Genomic DNA, 16,742 nt, shown 5'->3' on the forward strand with positions numbered 1-16,742 from the left:
TCGTTATTTCTTCATTTCATTAGTAAATGGATTATCGCATCATAGCAGGATTTCTTGAACACCGCATGCAGTTCGTCCCTGTCAGACATCAGCCACTGAATCAGACAGCCATCGATGATCGCGCGGATAATCGGAGCCGTACTTTCTGGAGAGAGATGTTCAGCGAAAATCCTCTCCTGTTGACCAAGTAACACAATTTCTGTACTAATACTTGCACAATTGTCATAGAATCTCTGGTTTATTTCACGATAAGCTAAAACTCGATTGGCCCGTGCCAGAAAATCCAGATAGACACGGTAGAAAGAACGATTTTCCTCTGGTGAAATAAATACAGAATTTAGAAAAGATTCCAATTTCCCGAGTGCTGTATCCTGCTCCTGAGTAGCTGCACGTTCTTTTAAGTAAATTTTGAGCGTCAGCCACTCCAGAAGCTCGACCAAAATGGCCTCTTTATTATCGAAATAATAATGTACAACCCCTTTGCTCAATTGAGCATTATCTGCAATGATCTGTAAGGTTACTGTCTCAAATCCATAATCGGACAGGGCCTTAAAAGCAGCGAAAAGGATTTGTTTACGTCTTTCCTCCGATTTCTTGTAGCGTACCATACATCCTCCATGAGTTCAGAATAGTATAGTTATTCTAACACATAAAAAGTTGACCGGTCAGAATAAATATTGTATAACTTTGTTATCTTGATACATAAGAGGTCATAAAAATGAAACCATACATGCCAGATACATTTCAGGCACTCGTAGTCAATAAGACTGCTACCTCTTTTTCAGTCGATACTCAACCCTTGACATTGGAAGACCTGCCAACGGGAGAAGTCGTTATCCAGGTAGCATACTCCAGTGTTAACTATAAGGATGGGTTAGCCAGTATTCCAGATGGTAAAATCGTCAAATCCTATCCCTTTGTTCCTGGAGTCGATCTATCGGGTTATGTAGTCTCCTCCAGCGATAAACGCTTTACTCAAGGTCAGCCTGTACTAGCTACCGGCTATGATATGGGTGTTTCTCATTATGGCGGCTTCAGTCAATATGTGCGTATTCCTGCTAATTGGATTATCCCTCTTCCCGAGGGACTTACTTTAAAAGAAGCTATGATCTTGGGAACTGCCGGCTTCACAGCAGCTTTGTCTATTCAAAGTCTTGAATCGAATGGAATTTCCCCTGATCAAGGCAAAGTGCTTGTCACGGGCGCTACCGGTGGGGTAGGCGGAGCCGCCATAGCCATGCTCGCCAAAAATGGTTATCATGTCGATGCTAGTACTGGTAATGCTAAAGCCGTAGACTACCTCAAAGCGCTAGGTGCCGAAGAAATCCTCTCTCGCGAAGATGTATTAGGGCAATCCGATAAGCCCCTAAACAAGCAATTATGGCAAGCCGCTGTCGATTCTGTTGGCGGAGCTACACTTGCGGCCATCCTGAGTAAGATTGCTTACCGCGGTGCCGTAGCTGCAAGCGGTTTAACAGGAGGAGTATCCCTCCCTACTACCGTACTGCCCTTTATTCTGCGCGGAGTCCGTCTCCTGGGCATTGACTCCGTGTTCTGCGACAGCGATACTCGTACTAAAGTGTGGAACCGTATGGCTACTGATCTGAAACCTAATCATCTGGAGATTTTAATGGATCGGGAAGTAACGCTGCGAGAACTTCCTGAAGCTTTGAAAGATATCTTGCAGTCCCGTACCCTCGGTCGGATTGTAGTTGCATTAAACTAAACTTATAAAAATGGGCGTTCTTCGCCTTCAGGAAGATTCCTCCATTCTTCTGAAGGCGGAATCTTTCGTGTTGTCCATCGTTGGAACATTTAAAGTCTTGGCCTGTTTGATAAAGAAACCGGTTGCCAAAGCGATCAAAGAAATGATTAAGCCGGCAAAAAAGGCGTCTTGCATGCCTGCGACAAATCCGTTCATCGCTTCAGTTGGAGAAGTCGGGTCTTCGGAAATATTCATGTAAGCCTTCGTTCCCGATGACATAATACTGATGAACAAAGCGGTGCCGATTGCGCCGGCAACTTGCTGCAGCGTGTTTATGATCGCCGTTCCGTGCGGGTATAGATGATGAGGCAGTTGATTCAGCCCTGTTGTTTGCGCTGGCATCATCACCATGGAAAATCCGCCAAGCAACATGACATGAAGGATAATCAAATACCACGCATCTGCGCCGGTTCCGACTCCGATGAACAACCCGGTGGACAGAACGGCCAGAACAAGACCCGGTATAACCAAAGCCTGAGGACCGAACTTATCGAACAGTTTGCCAGAAAGCGGCGCCATCATGCCATTAAGGATACCGCCCGGCATCAAGGCCAGCCCTGAATTGAAAGCTGTCATAAGCAATACGGTCTGAAAATACAACGGAAGTATAATCATGACTGCAAATATCATCATCATCAGAAGGAGAATGAGCACCATAGCCAATGAGAACAGAGGGTATTTGAACACCCGAAGCTCAAGTATAGGCTCCTTCACGACCAACTGACGCCATATGAACAAAATAATCGATACGCCCCCTGCAATGATCGTCCCATATACTTCCGGTTCCGACCATGAACCTTCCCCCGCTTGGCTGAACCCGTAAACGATTCCTCCGAATCCGATAGAGGAGAGCAGAATAGACACCAGATCCACTTTCGGTTTTGTCAATTCGGATACGTTTTTTAGGTAACTCGCGGCAAAAACAATGGAAAACACAGCCAATGGAGTGACAAGATAGAACAACCAGCGCCACGACAACGAGTCGACGATCATGCCTGATAACGTCGGTCCGATTGCTGGAGCGAACATGATGACAAGACCGATCAGCCCCATCGCTCCGCCCCGTTTTTCCGGAGGGAACATAACAAGTATCGTGGTCATCAATACGGGCAACATAAGTCCCGTTCCCAACGCCTGAACGATCCGTCCGAATAAAAGCATGCCGAACCAGGGGGCCGCCGCGCAAACAATCGTCCCTGCCAGAAAGATTGTCATGGCGGACAAGAACATTTGTCTCGTAGTAAACCATTGCTGAAGAAGCGCCGTTACCGGTACAAGGATGCCAATAACGAGCATATAGCCGGTAGACAACCATTGAATGGTTGAAGCCGTTACGTCGAATTGTTTCATCATCTCCGGATAAGCAATATTCAACAACGTTTCATTCAAGATCGAGACAAATGCGCCGATAATCAAAGCCGCTACGATAGGTCCTCTCTTTATCCCGCTTACATCTGCGGATGAAGCTTTTTTCCCTGCAATTCCTGTGTTCATCTTTTCCTCCCCTGTCCATCCTTATTTTCAGTTGGGTCATATATCCATTCATTATAGTTAACTAGCAGTAAATGTATATCGGATTAGCTCAGGAGAGGAAATCGTTTTTGAAACAAGCAAGATGGAAGAACGACAAAAAAAGAACAGGAAAACTAAACCTGTTCCTTCTTTGCTTAAACGCCGCAACAACGATCAATCATCACTGAACTTGGGAGCGCTTGCTATGCATCTCGGATTCGCCAATGCCATACGGATTTTCGACACCATTGACCATCCGGTTTGATAGCTGATTTCGAGCTGTTTTGCGATTTGCGCTGTGGATACCTGCTTATCTTGAACGACTAAAAAAATCGCTGCGAACCAGGTTGTGATATCCGTATGTGTCTTCTCTAAAATGGTACCGACGGTAAGGGTCGTCTGGTTGCCGCACCTCCTGCATTCATAAAGCGGGGAGTTGCGAGTCACTATGACATAGTAAGCCGTATGCCGACATTTGGAACACTGAAAACCTTCAGGCCATTTCATATTGTATAGATACTCCAAGCAAGACTTCTCCGTAAGGAAATGCTTCTGATATTGTGAAAATGTAATAACAGGTTTATTGTCCAAAGTGATCACTCCCCGGCTAAAATCTCTATTTTTGCCCCCAGTATCATCAAGGAACCGGGTTACTTTTACAGTTACTGTATTTTCATTTTCATAATGTACTACGCCGTAGTTCATAAAAATACTGCACACTTGGATGCTTTACCTTCATCTTCTCGGTCATGTTTAAAATTCGCTTTTTTCCGACTCGTCTGTCCACCAAAGCTAGAATATTCAATAAGATCTCATTGCTCTCTATGCTTTCCTCAATTGAAATGGATAAAAACTTATTAGCTACTTCGATAAAATTTGATTTACTTAATGATGACTGCGCCGACAACAGCTCCTTTGCATATTCTGATATTTTTCTTCTTCTTGCCATCACGATTAGACGATCCTCCGGAACTGTCCCCTTGGTATCATTTCTGACTGCTTCAATTTCTTCATTGTTGATAGGAATTTGGATAGTTGAATCATTCTTAATTTCCAGCTCCGTCTGATACCATCGGATTAAGGTAGTTGTATCACTCATATTGAGTACGTTCTTTTTATCTACCGCAATATAACAAAGCCCAGCTTTATCAGGTAAATAACGGTAGCTGGTTGCACGGTATTCAACCCTTCCGTATAACGCAGGACAGAGAAAACTCTCCAGATTTTGTTTCAATTTGCTCCAGGACATGTACTCCTCCTATGTTCTGTGTTACATAAATGCTACAATCAACTCAATTTCTTAATCACTTTCTCCACTCGCTTGCGTTTTGTGTCTTTTTCAATATCGTCGAGTCGTGAGAAAAGCGTCTTTATGAAAGAGGCTTTGTTGGTATCGTTAACGATGGATATTGCATTCTCCGCATACATGGGAAGTTGATTTGTCGGACATCTCTCAAGCTGTTCGATGAGTAATGGGAATGCATGATCCGCATAAGGTTTGACCGAACAAAGTTTAATCAGAATATGGACTCCGTGATCTTTGGTGATTACCGACCCTTTGTCCGTAACGTCAATAATTTTGGCAAGTGCTGCATATATGACTTCCGGATTTTCAAGAGTTATCGCATCTAATGCTGTCATAGCTCCCCAAACCAATCGATTGTTCCCATGATCAAGCAATGTTACGAACTCTTTGCTGTATGCGGCAACTAACGACGGTTTGAGATTTCCAATTTCATAGAGCACTTTCATGCAATCGCTTTGAATGTTCTTGTCTTTGTTATGCAACAAGTGATCAACAAGTTCTTTCACAGCTTCTCTATCATCCCGGTCGGCAATTTCTTTCGCCAGTTCCTGATTAGGAGCTTCGTCTTTGCGGTTGAGTCCAGTTGCTAATTTATCGATTATGGTCATCTGTTTTCTCCTTCATGGTTCAGACATCTCACTTTATTAGATAACCTTATAGGATTTAAGGTAAATGTGCTACATAAAATTGTTCACCGTTTTTAGCTGGAGCGATACTGTCACCTCTCATCTTTTCTTTTCTTTCAGAACCATCAATTACCTTTAACTCAACTCTCTGCATTACCAGAATGCGCGATACGCATCACCGTTCTGTCTGAAGCGAGCTAAAAAATCAGTAAAACCAGAGTGGCTTTTGTCCCTCCGGTCTTACTGATTTTGTTCGCTTTACACTATTGGCAAGTGATCTCCGATTATTCGGAAATGAATAGGCAAACCCGCCTTGCCGGACTCAAATCTCTCTCGTGTACATGTTCTGATCCTGCAATCGAATCAGTACCTTGCCAAAACGTCCGCCTTCATGGATGACGACTTTTCCGGACGGATAGGCTTGCTCCAAATAGTCGGCAATGATGTTCCGGTTCCGCTCATCAACAGGCAGACGGTGATGGCCCAGCCAAGTCATCGCTTCCTGCAACGCTGCTTCTCTGGAGACTTCCGTCGTTTTCGCTTCCCGCGTGATCAGCGATTCGAATGCGTAGCCTTTAAGATAGAGCAAATGCAGCAAATATCCCATTTCCATATGTTTCGTATGGTAAGGCTGACCGGTGATGATCGGCCAAATTTCATTCACCAGGCTGTGTTCCGCAGGACTTACCGGCATACTGATATAACAGAACTTTCGAGCGCACTGGAGCACCTTCTCCACGCTCTCCCAATTGTGAATGACCGGGCTCATCGACACAAAGACGAGATCGAAGACCTGATTCCAGCCATGGGCCTTTACGTCAATATCTTCAAACGGTACGGGTACAATTTTTACCTGTTGTTCGGCGAAGCTCGAGATGTTTTCTTGCAACAATTCAATCTGCGGGGGAGAGGTCTCGACGGCGGTTACAATGGCCCCTCGCTCCGCAAACGGTACCGAGAACACGCCCGTAGCGGCACCAATATCCAGAATGGAGCTATTTTCGAATCGAACTCCTTGTCCTTCCAGCCAGTTCATGATTCGTTTGGTTCGCTTTCTTCCCTCTTCGCTAAACGATTGTTCGTTGAAGGTTTTGGCCTTATGGTCGAAAGATCGGGTAGGATCGATTCCGTTCTTTTTCATCCTGTCGATTTTCAAATCGGACTCGTCTTTCCATGCTTTTTCCCATATGGCTGCATTAAAAAAATCGTTCATGTGCATTCCCCACGCTTTCCTTATATTTTATCGATTCCCCTAATGGAACGGCCTGATTCATCCTGCTGCCTGTTCCTGTTCCTGTTCCGACGATCTCCCTTTACGAAGAAAAAGACCAAGTACGAGCGCAACGAGCGCGATGATGACGCCGAACCAGAACGCGTTGTTAATACCGGCAGCGAGCCCATTGGCGATTTCCGCCGGAGCTTGCGGATCGTTCACTCCGCTCAAGTACTGCTTCTGTCCGCCCGACATAATACTGATGTACAGGGCAGTACCGATTGCGCCAGACACCTGCTGCAGCGTATTCAAGATCGCCGTCCCATGCGGGTGCAGATGGCTTGGCAGCTGGTTGAGCCCGGCTGTCTGTGCGGGCATCATGACCAGCGCGATGCCAATCATCAGGGCGATGTGAACGGCGACGAGGAAGCCGGTGCTCGTCGCTTCGTCGAATCGGGTGAACTGCCACAACGAGACGACGGCAATGGCCAGTCCCGGGATAACCAGAACGCGAGGCCCAAACTTGTCAAACAACTTGCCGGAGACCGGGGCCATGAACCCGTTCACAATCCCGCCGGGGAGAAGGATCAAACCGGACTTGAATGCCGTTACCAAGAGCACGCCTTGCATAAACATCGGAAGCATGATCGCCGATGAGAAGAAGGTCATCATAAGCACAAACAGCAGCACCGCGACGAGCGCAAATGTCGGATACCGAAACGCACGTAAATCCATGACAGGCTGCTTTAACAATAGCTGCCTCCAGACGAACAGCAACAAGGAAACCCCGCCCGCGGCGATCGTCCAGATGACTTCCGGTTCCGACCAACCGTGTTCGCCTGCACTGCTGAACCCATAGACAATTCCGCCGAAGCCGATCGTCGACAACACGATGGATAAGAAGTCCACTCGCGGCTTGGTGACTTCCGACACATTTTTCAAGACAGCGGCACCTATAATAATGGAGAGCAGCGCAAACGGTGTCACAAGGTAAAACAGCCAGCGCCATGAAAGCCCGTCAACGATTAAACCCGATATAGTCGGGCCTATCGCCGGCGCGAACATGACGACGAGCCCTAACATCCCCATTGCGCCTCCCCGTTTTTCCGGCGGATAAATGGTCATGATTACGTTCATGACAAGGGGCAGCAGCATGCCGGTTCCTATCGCTTGAATAATGCGCCCGACCAGCAGCACGCCGAATTCCGGAGACACCGCCGAGGTGACCGTACCGACGAAGAACAGACTCATCGCCGACAGAAAGATTTGCCGGGTCGTGAACCATTGCTGCAGAATTGCCGTCACCGGAACTAGCACGCCAACGACGAGCATGTAAGCGGTGGAAAGCCACTGGGCCGTTGCCGCAGACACGCCAAACGATTTCATCAATTCGGGAAGGGCATTGCCCATTAGCGTCTCGTTCAAAGCGGCGACGAACATGCCGATAATTAGGGCAAACATGATCGGACCGCGCTTCATATTAGTTAAATCAATCATCCGTTTCTCCCCCAAGCCTCGTATTTAGCTCATTGTTGATGACCGCGGCGTTGAACCCAGCCGGTCCGCCGCCAATAGTGTCAATATCGAAAAGTTGTTTTTCCATTCTATATACACCTACATGGATCTAAGATATCCATAATTAAAGCGCAAGAAGCGTATCACTTCTTGCTTGCCCCATGGTTGCAGCGCTTGAAAGCTTCATCCAGCAACGACTGGATCGTGTGCTCCCGCAAGTATTGGTGCAGATGCTGCTCCGCGCCCTCCATCACCTTCTCGATCATGCATTCGCTCTTTCCTGAACGCTCCTGATCCTGATCCCGCTCCCGCCGGGCACTCCCCTCTTCCGCCAACAACCGATGCTGCTGCGACTTCGTATTGGAACATTCGAACATCTTCTGTCTTCCTTCAATCACTTGAATCACATCAAGAAACGTAATCTGTTCAGCCAGCCTGGCAAGCTCGTAACCGCCGTTCACCCCTGGCACAGCACGTACGATTCCATCCTGCCTTAGCTTGGACATGATTTTGGATAAATAGCTTTCGGAAACACCAAGCGTTGAAGATAATTCCTTGATTCCGACATTGTTGCAACGCTCCGGGTGTCCCAGATGAACTAAAGCGTGTAGAGCGTAATCTGTACTTTTGGAGAACTGCAAATTCCCCTCCTCCCTTCTCATGATCATCATTATTGCGGACCTGTAGTGTCCATAATAAACGATCCGATTCCAAATTGCAATGATATTCTTCCCTACTTCAGTTTTGACTTGCATTCCATCACTTATTACACTATTACAGATGGGTGTTTAATCTACGAGCTGGAAAATCAAAAAGAAGCATGAGGTGAAACACAAATGGGCTTGCCTGTTGTTAATGAACAATTGGCTAAACGTATACAGCAATCCGAAGTGGATTACTTTTCCTCAAGAGTTAGCTCTATTGGAGAGCGAAGCGGCAATCCGGAAGGTGTCGAAATCAGAACATTTGGAAACGCTACTGCCTTCTACATAAAAACAATGCCCTGGGGGCTGTTCAATTCAGTAAAGGGCTTCTCCCACAATGACGTGGATACATTAGAAGAAATTATTGACTTCTACCGCGTAAGAGAAAGAACATTTCAGCTAGACATCAATCCTGTCGGTCTTACTCCCCATACGTTAAGGCGTTTAGCCGAAAATGGTCTGTTTCAACATAGTTTTCACTCCGTCCTATACGGTTTGCCCAGTAGGGAGCTACCCAAAATCCCCTCCGGCATCAAAATACGTGAAATTGATAATGAAGTAGATTTCGACCTCTATGCGGGTATTCATTGCGTCGGATCTGGAATGGATATTGCTCATAAACATCACTTTATTAACAACAATATAGGTTTGCTGAATCGTGCCGGCTGGAAATTGTTTTTAGCATACTGGAATGATATCCCCGCAGCTGTAGCTGTTATGCACATCGGCAACCATATCGCCTCGTACACTTTAGCCGCAACAGTTCCTGAATGTAGACGGAACGGTCTGCAAACTTCGCTTTTGCTATGGCGAATGCACGAGGCTCATAAAGCTCACTGTGAACTTGTAGTAGCTCAAGCAAGCTTCGGAAGCTCGAGTCAAAACAATATGGAACGAGTCGGTATGCAAATGGCTTGGACACGAGCAGTCTGGGCACCACTTCACTCATCATGAAGAGGATATTGGTCAAGCGAAACAGCAGGCAAGCCTCCGTCCCCGCTTTTGTCGCGGTTGTAGAGGCTTGCTTGGGGTATCACTAGTTATGAGGTTAACGCTGTACTGCACTTAAAAATCCGGTGGAATTCTCGGGAACAACGTTCATGCCAGGGTCGATCACCGCGGCTTCAATGTAGCCCATACCCGCAGCTCGGCTACCTCGGCGTAATTGCCGGTTTTGACATAACGGATGTACGGGTAGCTTCCCGGCTGCGCCAAATCGTAGCGCTTGATTTCCTTGAAGGCAAGCGCAGTCGCTCCTTGGCTGGCCAGCAGCGTTGACGTCGTGAAGGCAGAGTTGCTCGAACCATAGATGTCGAAGTTTCTGCGCGGCGACTGAAGATCCGCATCTTGCCTGGTCACGACCTCAATCGCGACGATGTCATAGTAACGGTACGAGTCGGCCATATCGAGCTGCAAATAGCCTGGCACGTTCGTCGCCCACATGGTGTTGTTTAAGCCATCAACCGCCCTTGTCGTTGCATGCGGGGAAACGTATCCCACGTTCGAAGACGTTTCTCTGCCTCTCGCCACATTCACTTCCGTCGGACGGGCTTGACTCGCCGAGAATACGTAGACGTCCAATCGGCTTGAGTAGGTGTTGCCGTTTAGCGTGGCGCTCAAAGCAATTTGCGTTTGCCCGCCAACGCCGGTGCTGAGAGCCGTTACGACGCCATCGCTGTTTACGGTAGCGACGGTCGTATTCGAGGAGGAAAATTGCCATGTTGACGCCCCCCACTTAACGGGACGGTTATCGGCGTTTTTCACTAACGGCTTAAGCGTTACATTTTCGCCCGCCAACATGATGGGCGTGCCGTCCCATGTCAAGTCCAAATAGTAGCCCGACCAGCTTGGATTAATCGTGACGGATGGACCGTTCGAGCTGGTGCCGTATGCGTTCTCGGCTTGAACGGTCGCCTGAAGCGGCGTTCCTTCCGTCACGTTGTCGATCAAGTAGGAATAGACGCTGCCGCTTACCGTAACAGGCGCTCCCCCGTTGAAGGATATACGGTAGCCGGTTATGTCGTAAAAGTCGCTTGGCGGGGACCAAATAAGACGCACTTGCCCTGGCGCCTCTTCTGCCGCGTCCAGCTTGGCGAACATCGGCCATTGCGGAGTCGAATCAGCTTGACGATAAGACGCATTCACCCGCAATTCGGCCAACACCGCATACCCTCCGTTCTTGACGAAGCGAATAAAGCGATACGACTGCGGCTGCGTCAAGTTAATATCCAACGTACCCCCGAACGGCAGCTCTATATCCCCTTGCCCCCCCAATACCGTATACGTCAAGAAATCGCGCGTATTGGACGCTTGGACTTCGAAGTTTCGTCTCGGCGTTTTTTGGTCGAAATCGGTCCGTGTTGCTACCTGAACTTGTTCAATGTCGTACAAGGCATACGTATCGCCCAAATCGACGGTCAGCGTCCCTTCGGTACTGAGCGCCCATACGGTGCCCATAGTTCCGTCGACAGCATTCTCCGGCCCATAGTTAACTCCCGCGCTTGTTCCCGTCGCCGTTACGGCCTTCTTTTCGGCTATGTTAACCAGCCTAGGGACGGTTTCTCCCGCAGCAAAAACGAATATGTCGAGATGCGTCGCAACCGGAACGGAAACGATGTCGCCGACAAGAGCAGAAATCGTCACTTCGGTTTTACCCGCGCTTATTGCCCGCACTTGTCCGGTACTGTCCACGGTCGCGATCGCCGGGTTAGCCGATGCGAACTGCCAGTGGGCCGGCCCCGGTATGACCGGCGTTCCTTCGATTGTGTATACGGACGGAGCACTATATACCGTATCCCCTACCGTCATGATCGGCGATCCGGTTATATCCAGATGAATGACGTACGGGCTCTCCACGTCGCGGGTATCGACCTCGAACGAGGCCAGCGGAGCGTTCGTATTCCAGCTTGCATCCCGCACCGCCGCTTCGGCCAGCGAAAGCGTGACCGGCTGTTTGTATGGCAGCCTCTCGCTCAGTAGAAGTCGAACCGCATTGTTGGCCGGCACATTCGTATCCAGCTCCGCAGTGGTGACGACGGCGCTGGCTCCGCCGAGCGTAAATCCGCTCGCTTGCAGCATGCCCGGATCGATCGCTTCGCTGAACGTCAAGACGATCTGACGTCCTATAGGATCGGCAATGGCGCTCACCAGCGTAGGCTGCCTGGAATCGTACGCATGGACGGAATTGCGGAGCGAACGAAACTCCTGTTGCAACCCGGCGTTGCTCTTGACGGCTTCGTCATGTCCGTCGTTCCCGATGTACTGATTGCTTCCGTACTTGAACCGGTTGGCAAACAACGGCGTCGGCACATTCTCGATGACGTTGCGGGCCACCGTAAAGCCGGCACTGTTGAGATCCAAGTAAATGCCGCCGACCGCGTAATGGTTTTTGGTCGGGTCCACGTACGGCGCTGCCCAAGGGGAACGAACATTGTCGTGGACGTAGTTTTCCGTGATTTGCGAATTGGGCTGCTTGGAAAGCGTGTAAATTCCTGCTCCGTCCACCATTAGCTGCATCGCATGATGGATATCGTTATAACGGACGATGTTGTTTTTGAGCGCCGTATCGTTGGAGGTCCACCCCCAACCGAGCGAAATGCCGCTGTACGGCACATAAGCGATTTCGTTATGCTCCATAGTAAGCGCTTCCGGATAACCGGCAAATATAGCTACGGAGCCGTAGTAGTCTTGGCCGATTTTCGTTATATAATTGTTCGAGACGAGCGTCCGCTTGACGATCGTTCTCGTATCGGCCGGCACGACCCGGTCCCGAGGCAGCGTGCTTTCGACGTTCATACCGTTGCCGGATATGTCGGCGAACACGTTTCCGACAATGCGGACATCAGCCGTACCCGACACCAAATCGAGTCCCGCTCCGCCAAGCCGCTCGAACCGGTTATGCTCGAACGAGATGTTTTGGGCGTTCTTGACGATGACCGCGGCCGGCATCTTCCTCTCCCAGCCTGCGTTATATTCGTAAACGGTCGCTTGTTTGTTCAAATAGCCTTCCTCGGTAGGGACGTTCCAGCCGCTGTGCTGAAACGACAGTCCTTCGAATCGGATGTTGCTTGCCGGCTCGTTGAGCGTCCCTTCCAGATTGAGCAGCGTGACGAGCTGCGGCGCGACGACTATCGCCTGCGACATGTCTTCACCGAAACGAGGTCTGTAGTACAGTACATTGCCGGGACGATCGAGATAAAACTCGGCATTCGTATCCAGAAATTCAAGCGCGTTCTCAACATGATACGACGCCCCCGGATCGTTGCCCGGGTTCGCTCGGCCGAACAACGTATTCCGTTCGTGCACCCTCGTGTCGATAGAAGCCTGGTGGCCGTTTGTAACGACGGACTCCACCTTCAGATGCTGATCCGACCATTGTGTCTGAATGACGATCTCCACATTGGAATTGCCGCCAAGCGTCGGGAAGTTCGCTACGTCATGCGAATCGACGACGAACAGCTTGTTCGTCTTGTCCCATTCCTGAATACGGAAAAATTCGCCGACGTTCGGCGTACGCGCGCGAACGGCCCGTTGGTCGTTAACATACAACTGCCGGAAATCGAGACCGCCGGAGTTCGCTGTATATACGCCATTCCCCTGATTCACCCAGCCGGAAATTTCTTTGCCTCCGCTAATCATTGGCCTTTCTCCCGGATAGGCGCGGTAGACGACCTCGTAGCCGTTGCGGCCCGAATCTCGGGCGTCGAGCGCTAACGTTTCCGTAAGCCAATACGCTCCTCCCCGCAAGTAGACGACAATGTCTCCCATCATCGTACCGGAATGGAGCAAGCTTCTTACCGAATCGCGCGCTTTGCTTGGCGTGCGGAAGGGTGCTTGCTCTGTCCCGTTGCCCGTTGTGTCCGAACCGTTCGGCGATACGTAAAGCGCTTCCATAATCGGTCGGCTATTCCCCCCTCCAGCTTCTGCAAGCAACAAGCTAGGGCACGCCAACAGTGTGAGGAGAGCAATAACGATAACTGCAACGCTGAATCTGCGAGCACCGGCTTTCCCGCTTTTGTGTGCATAAATGTCCAACCTAATCCACGCTCCTTCGCTCATGAATGAATTGCTACCCCATTATAGCTTGGTGCTCCCGCCATTTACATGAATGAAACAATTATCCATTTGCATGATTTGCTGAAACGATAACAAATAACCCGAGCGGGCTGTGGATAGCTCCGATCGGGTTTTGTTGTTCAGCCTTTACCAGAAAACTGCCCTTTGGCCAACGCCGCTGCCGGCAGTCAGGCTGCGCTTTGTCGTTCGTACGGCTTGAGCTGGAGCGAGAGCCGGCTACCCTTGATGTAACTTACGTTCGGGTGTATACAGAAATTGTACAAAACAAATACGTACCATTCGAAAATATTCAACTTGCTATTTAACCGTCCCGCCTTTCAAAAAAGCCGTGAAAATTCCAAAGCGCCACAAAAAAAGCAGCGACAATCAAGGACACCCATACAAGGTCCAGGGTTGCCGCTGCATCGTTTAACTTCCGAGCCATATTTCCTAAGCGCTGCTTATGACAGCAACCCCCGTGCGAGCATCGATTCCGCGAGCAGAACGGCGCCTTTTCCCGCACCCATCTTCGTATTGTGGGAGACCAGCACATACTTGACTCCGCCCAGTACCGGCTCCTCCTCCAACCTTCCCATACTGGTTGTCATTCCGCCTCCGAGTTCGCGATCCAAGCGAGGTTGAGGGCGAAAAGGGTCATCGAAAATATGAATCATGCGTTCCGGAGCGGAATGGAAGCCGCAGTTATCGAACGGATTATAGCTATGGATGGCTTCTTTAATTTCAGATAAGCCGGCTTGTTTCTTCAAACCGACAAATACGGATTCCGTGTGCCCATCCAGCACGTTCGCTCTCGTACATATACAGTTGACGTTGATTTCCGCGGGTGTAATACCGTCGCCGGAATAATCGCCTAGTATTTTTAGAAGCTCTTTTCGTACTTTTCCTTCTTCGTTCGGGATGTACGGGATAATATTATCTAAAATATCCAATGTGCGTACCCCGGGACTTCTTCCCGCACCGCTAACCGATTGCATGGAAACCATAAGCACATTTTGAATGCCAAAACGCTCATGAAGCGGTTTTAACGTTATGGCCAGCCCGGTAACCGTACAGTTGGGAACAGCCAGCACGTATCCCCTCCAACCCCGTTCTTGCTGCTGCTTGCGAATCAAATCGGCATGATCGTCGTTCACTCCGGTTATGAGGAGCGGAGTATCGTCGAAATAACGAAAAGCGGATGCCGTCGAAAAGGTCGGAGTCGTCTGAGCAAACCAAGGCTCCAATTGCTTGGCAAGATCGGATTCGATCGCCGTAAAAATAACATCGACGGTGTCCGGACGAAAATCCTTGGAAGAGACGACCGGAACGTCCAACATGTCATCCGGAACGGGCGTATGTTGCGTCCATCTGGACGAACCGTCGGATTCCAATAACGCTTGCTTATAAGTGCTCAACGTTCTGGATGTAACCATAACGTCAACTTGAAAATTCGGGTGATTGGATAAAGCCTGCACGAACTGTTGTCCGGCCATTCCCGTTGCTCCAACAATTGCCGCTCTTAACCGAGACATAGAAATCACTCCTTGGTTTAATATTAATCGGTCCGACTCGCGATAGCGGAAATAAAAAAAATCCCACCCCCAAGACTATAGTCTCAGGGACGAGATTTGTATGCTCGTGGTACCACCCGGGTTCGCCGATATGTCGCCATATCCGCCTCTTCAAGTACGGCATCTTCAAGGAAGATGCTTATACTCTAGCTCTATAACAGGAGCTCCTGTTACGCCATCCCCTCTTCGGATCCGGCGTACTGCTCAGAGGCTTTCTTCAATCAAGAATTCTTCGCTCCTTTTCAGCTGCCGGAGCTCTCTGTGGAAGAACGCTTCAATTTACTTTTCTCTTCATCGCATTTTTTGAAATATTGAAAACAGGATATCAAGGAATTGAAGTAGAGTAAAGATATTTTTGCTTTTTTTTCGTTTTTCGTTACCGGCGTCCGCCGCTTCCGAAAGGTCTGTCAAATATAAACGACTCGCTTGCGTCATTCAGCTCTCGCATAACGTCTTCGGACAAATCGAGCTGCACCGCCTTCAAGTTGTCGTCGATTTGCGATTCGCGGGTAGCGCCGGCAATGACCGTGCATACGGTCGGCTTGTGCATGAGCCAGGCGAGAGAAAGAGCGGTAGCGGTCGTCCCGATCTCAGCCGCAATCTGGACCACCCGGTCGCCAAGCTTCATCCGGTCGACATCCATGCGGTCTGCAAAATTCGGATTTTTCTCCAACTGCGAGCCGCTTGGAACGGAGCCCCCGGCATATTTGCCGGTCAAGATGCCTCCTGCCAGGGGGAAATAAGGGATTAGTCCGATTCCCTGATCCAGGCAGAAAGGCACCAACTCCCTTTCCGCTCCGCGGTCGGCAAGCGAATAACCCGGTTGAACCGTTACGTAAGCGTTCAAGCCTTGGCTTTTACTGACTGCCAATGCTTTCATCATTTGCCACGCCGAGTAGTTGGATGCGCCGATGTATCTCACCTTGCCGGAGGTAATCAGATCGTCCAATGCCCGAAGCGTCTCTTCAAGCGGAGTTTTCGGATCGAAAGCGTGAATTTGATACAAATCGACGTAATCGGTGCGCAGACGGCGCAAGCTTCCTTCCAGCTCCCGGATAATATGATAACGCGAGGAGCCGCTGTCGTTTGGCCCTTGTCCCCGCTTCATCCCGGCCTTCGTTGCCAGAATCACCTCTTCGCGCCGGCCTTCGAACGCTTCGCCGATAATTTCTTCGGATTTCGTTCCGGTGTAGATGTTAGCCGTATCGATGAAATTAATTCCATGAGCTGCGGCATGATGGAGTACACGGATGGACGTCTCTTTATCGGCACGACCGCCGAACGCATTCGTGCCCAACCCCAGAATCGAAACCTGCAAACCGCTTGTTCCCAAACTCCGATATCGCATTCCAAATTCCTCCTGTTCTCTCGCGCCATAGCTGCAGATTGGATTTCCACTCCCAAATAACATTCTACAAAATCCATTGAATTCCTGTGCTCGAGCCGAGACAAGGCTCACGATTTGTATTTTCTCG

General features: G+C 49.4%; 13 protein-coding genes and 1 other annotated feature. Of the genes, 2 read left to right on the top strand and 11 right to left on the bottom strand.

From position 1 onward, the window contains the following. Window positions 1–11 precede the first annotated feature (11 nt). Window positions 12–608, bottom strand: coding sequence for a TetR/AcrR family transcriptional regulator (locus ABD796_RS11390; protein ID WP_344907602.1), 597 nt, complete (start codon window positions 606–608; stop codon window positions 12–14). A gap of 122 nt (window positions 609–730) precedes the next feature. Here ABD796_RS11390 and ABD796_RS11395 point away from each other — a divergent pair, with 122 nt between their 5' ends. Beyond that, entirely contained in the window at window positions 731–1,726 is a 996-nt protein-coding gene (locus ABD796_RS11395; protein ID WP_344908930.1) for an acrylyl-CoA reductase family protein, read from the top strand. Window positions 1,727–1,753: 27 nt separating this feature from the next. Here ABD796_RS11395 and ABD796_RS11400 read toward each other — a convergent pair whose 3' ends face one another. The 7 genes from ABD796_RS11400 to ABD796_RS11430 all read right to left on the bottom strand — a co-directional run bounded on the left by ABD796_RS11400 (window position 1,754) and on the right by ABD796_RS11430 (window position 8,578). Continuing rightward, window positions 1,754–3,259, bottom strand: a complete 1,506-nt coding sequence (locus ABD796_RS11400; RefSeq protein ID WP_344907604.1) for a DHA2 family efflux MFS transporter permease subunit — start codon at window positions 3,257–3,259, stop codon at window positions 1,754–1,756. A gap of 192 nt (window positions 3,260–3,451) precedes the next feature. Beyond that, window positions 3,452–3,982, bottom strand: a complete 531-nt coding sequence (locus ABD796_RS11405) for a transposase (RefSeq protein ID WP_344907607.1) — start codon at window positions 3,980–3,982, stop codon at window positions 3,452–3,454. Then, entirely contained in the window at window positions 3,957–4,526 is a 570-nt protein-coding gene (locus tag ABD796_RS11410; RefSeq protein ID WP_344907610.1) for an SF0329 family protein, read from the bottom strand. The genes ABD796_RS11405 and ABD796_RS11410 overlap by 26 nt, the downstream gene beginning before the upstream one ends. 38 nt (window positions 4,527–4,564) lie before the next feature. Continuing rightward, window positions 4,565–5,191 (bottom strand): hypothetical protein, encoded by a 627-nt coding sequence (locus ABD796_RS11415; protein ID WP_344907613.1) that lies wholly within the window; start codon window positions 5,189–5,191, stop codon window positions 4,565–4,567. 340 nt (window positions 5,192–5,531) lie between these two features. After that, window positions 5,532–6,422, bottom strand: a complete 891-nt coding sequence (locus ABD796_RS11420) for a class I SAM-dependent methyltransferase (RefSeq protein ID WP_344907616.1) — start codon at window positions 6,420–6,422, stop codon at window positions 5,532–5,534. Window positions 6,423–6,479: 57 nt separating this feature from the next. Beyond that, the gene (locus tag ABD796_RS11425) at window positions 6,480–7,919 is read right to left on the bottom strand and encodes an MDR family MFS transporter (RefSeq protein ID WP_344907618.1); all 1,440 of its coding nucleotides are present in this window, start codon (window positions 7,917–7,919) and stop codon (window positions 6,480–6,482) included. Between the two features lie 161 nt (window positions 7,920–8,080). Further along, window positions 8,081–8,578: an RrF2 family transcriptional regulator gene (locus ABD796_RS11430; protein WP_344907621.1), complete on the bottom strand. Its 498-nt coding sequence runs from the start codon at window positions 8,576–8,578 to the stop codon at window positions 8,081–8,083. Window positions 8,579–8,773: 195 nt separating this feature from the next. Between ABD796_RS11430 and ABD796_RS11435 the strand changes: the two genes are divergently transcribed. Next, window positions 8,774–9,595: an N-acetyltransferase gene (locus ABD796_RS11435; protein ID WP_344907624.1), complete on the top strand. Its 822-nt coding sequence runs from the start codon at window positions 8,774–8,776 to the stop codon at window positions 9,593–9,595. 159 nt (window positions 9,596–9,754) lie between these two features. On the opposite strand, the gene ABD796_RS11440 is transcribed toward ABD796_RS11435, so the two are convergent. The 3 genes from ABD796_RS11440 to ABD796_RS11450 form a co-directional block, all read right to left on the bottom strand. Continuing rightward, window positions 9,755–13,534: a discoidin domain-containing protein gene (locus ABD796_RS11440; RefSeq protein WP_344907627.1), complete on the bottom strand. Its 3,780-nt coding sequence runs from the start codon at window positions 13,532–13,534 to the stop codon at window positions 9,755–9,757. A 623-nt stretch (window positions 13,535–14,157) separates the two neighbouring features. Next, window positions 14,158–15,228: an aspartate-semialdehyde dehydrogenase gene (gene asd, locus ABD796_RS11445; RefSeq protein WP_344907629.1), complete on the bottom strand. Its 1,071-nt coding sequence runs from the start codon at window positions 15,226–15,228 to the stop codon at window positions 14,158–14,160. Window positions 15,229–15,310: 82 nt separating this feature from the next. Continuing rightward, window positions 15,311–15,571, bottom strand: a binding site (T-box leader). 72 nt (window positions 15,572–15,643) lie between these two features. Next, a complete protein-coding gene (locus ABD796_RS11450) occupies window positions 15,644–16,615 on the bottom strand; it encodes an aldo/keto reductase (protein ID WP_344907631.1) in 972 nt (323 codons plus the stop codon). Window positions 16,616–16,742: the final 127 nt, after the last annotated feature.

It is taken from the genome of Paenibacillus hodogayensis (assembly GCF_039536325.1).
GTDB lineage: Bacteria > Bacillota > Bacilli > Paenibacillales > NBRC-103111 > Paenibacillus_AB > Paenibacillus_AB hodogayensis.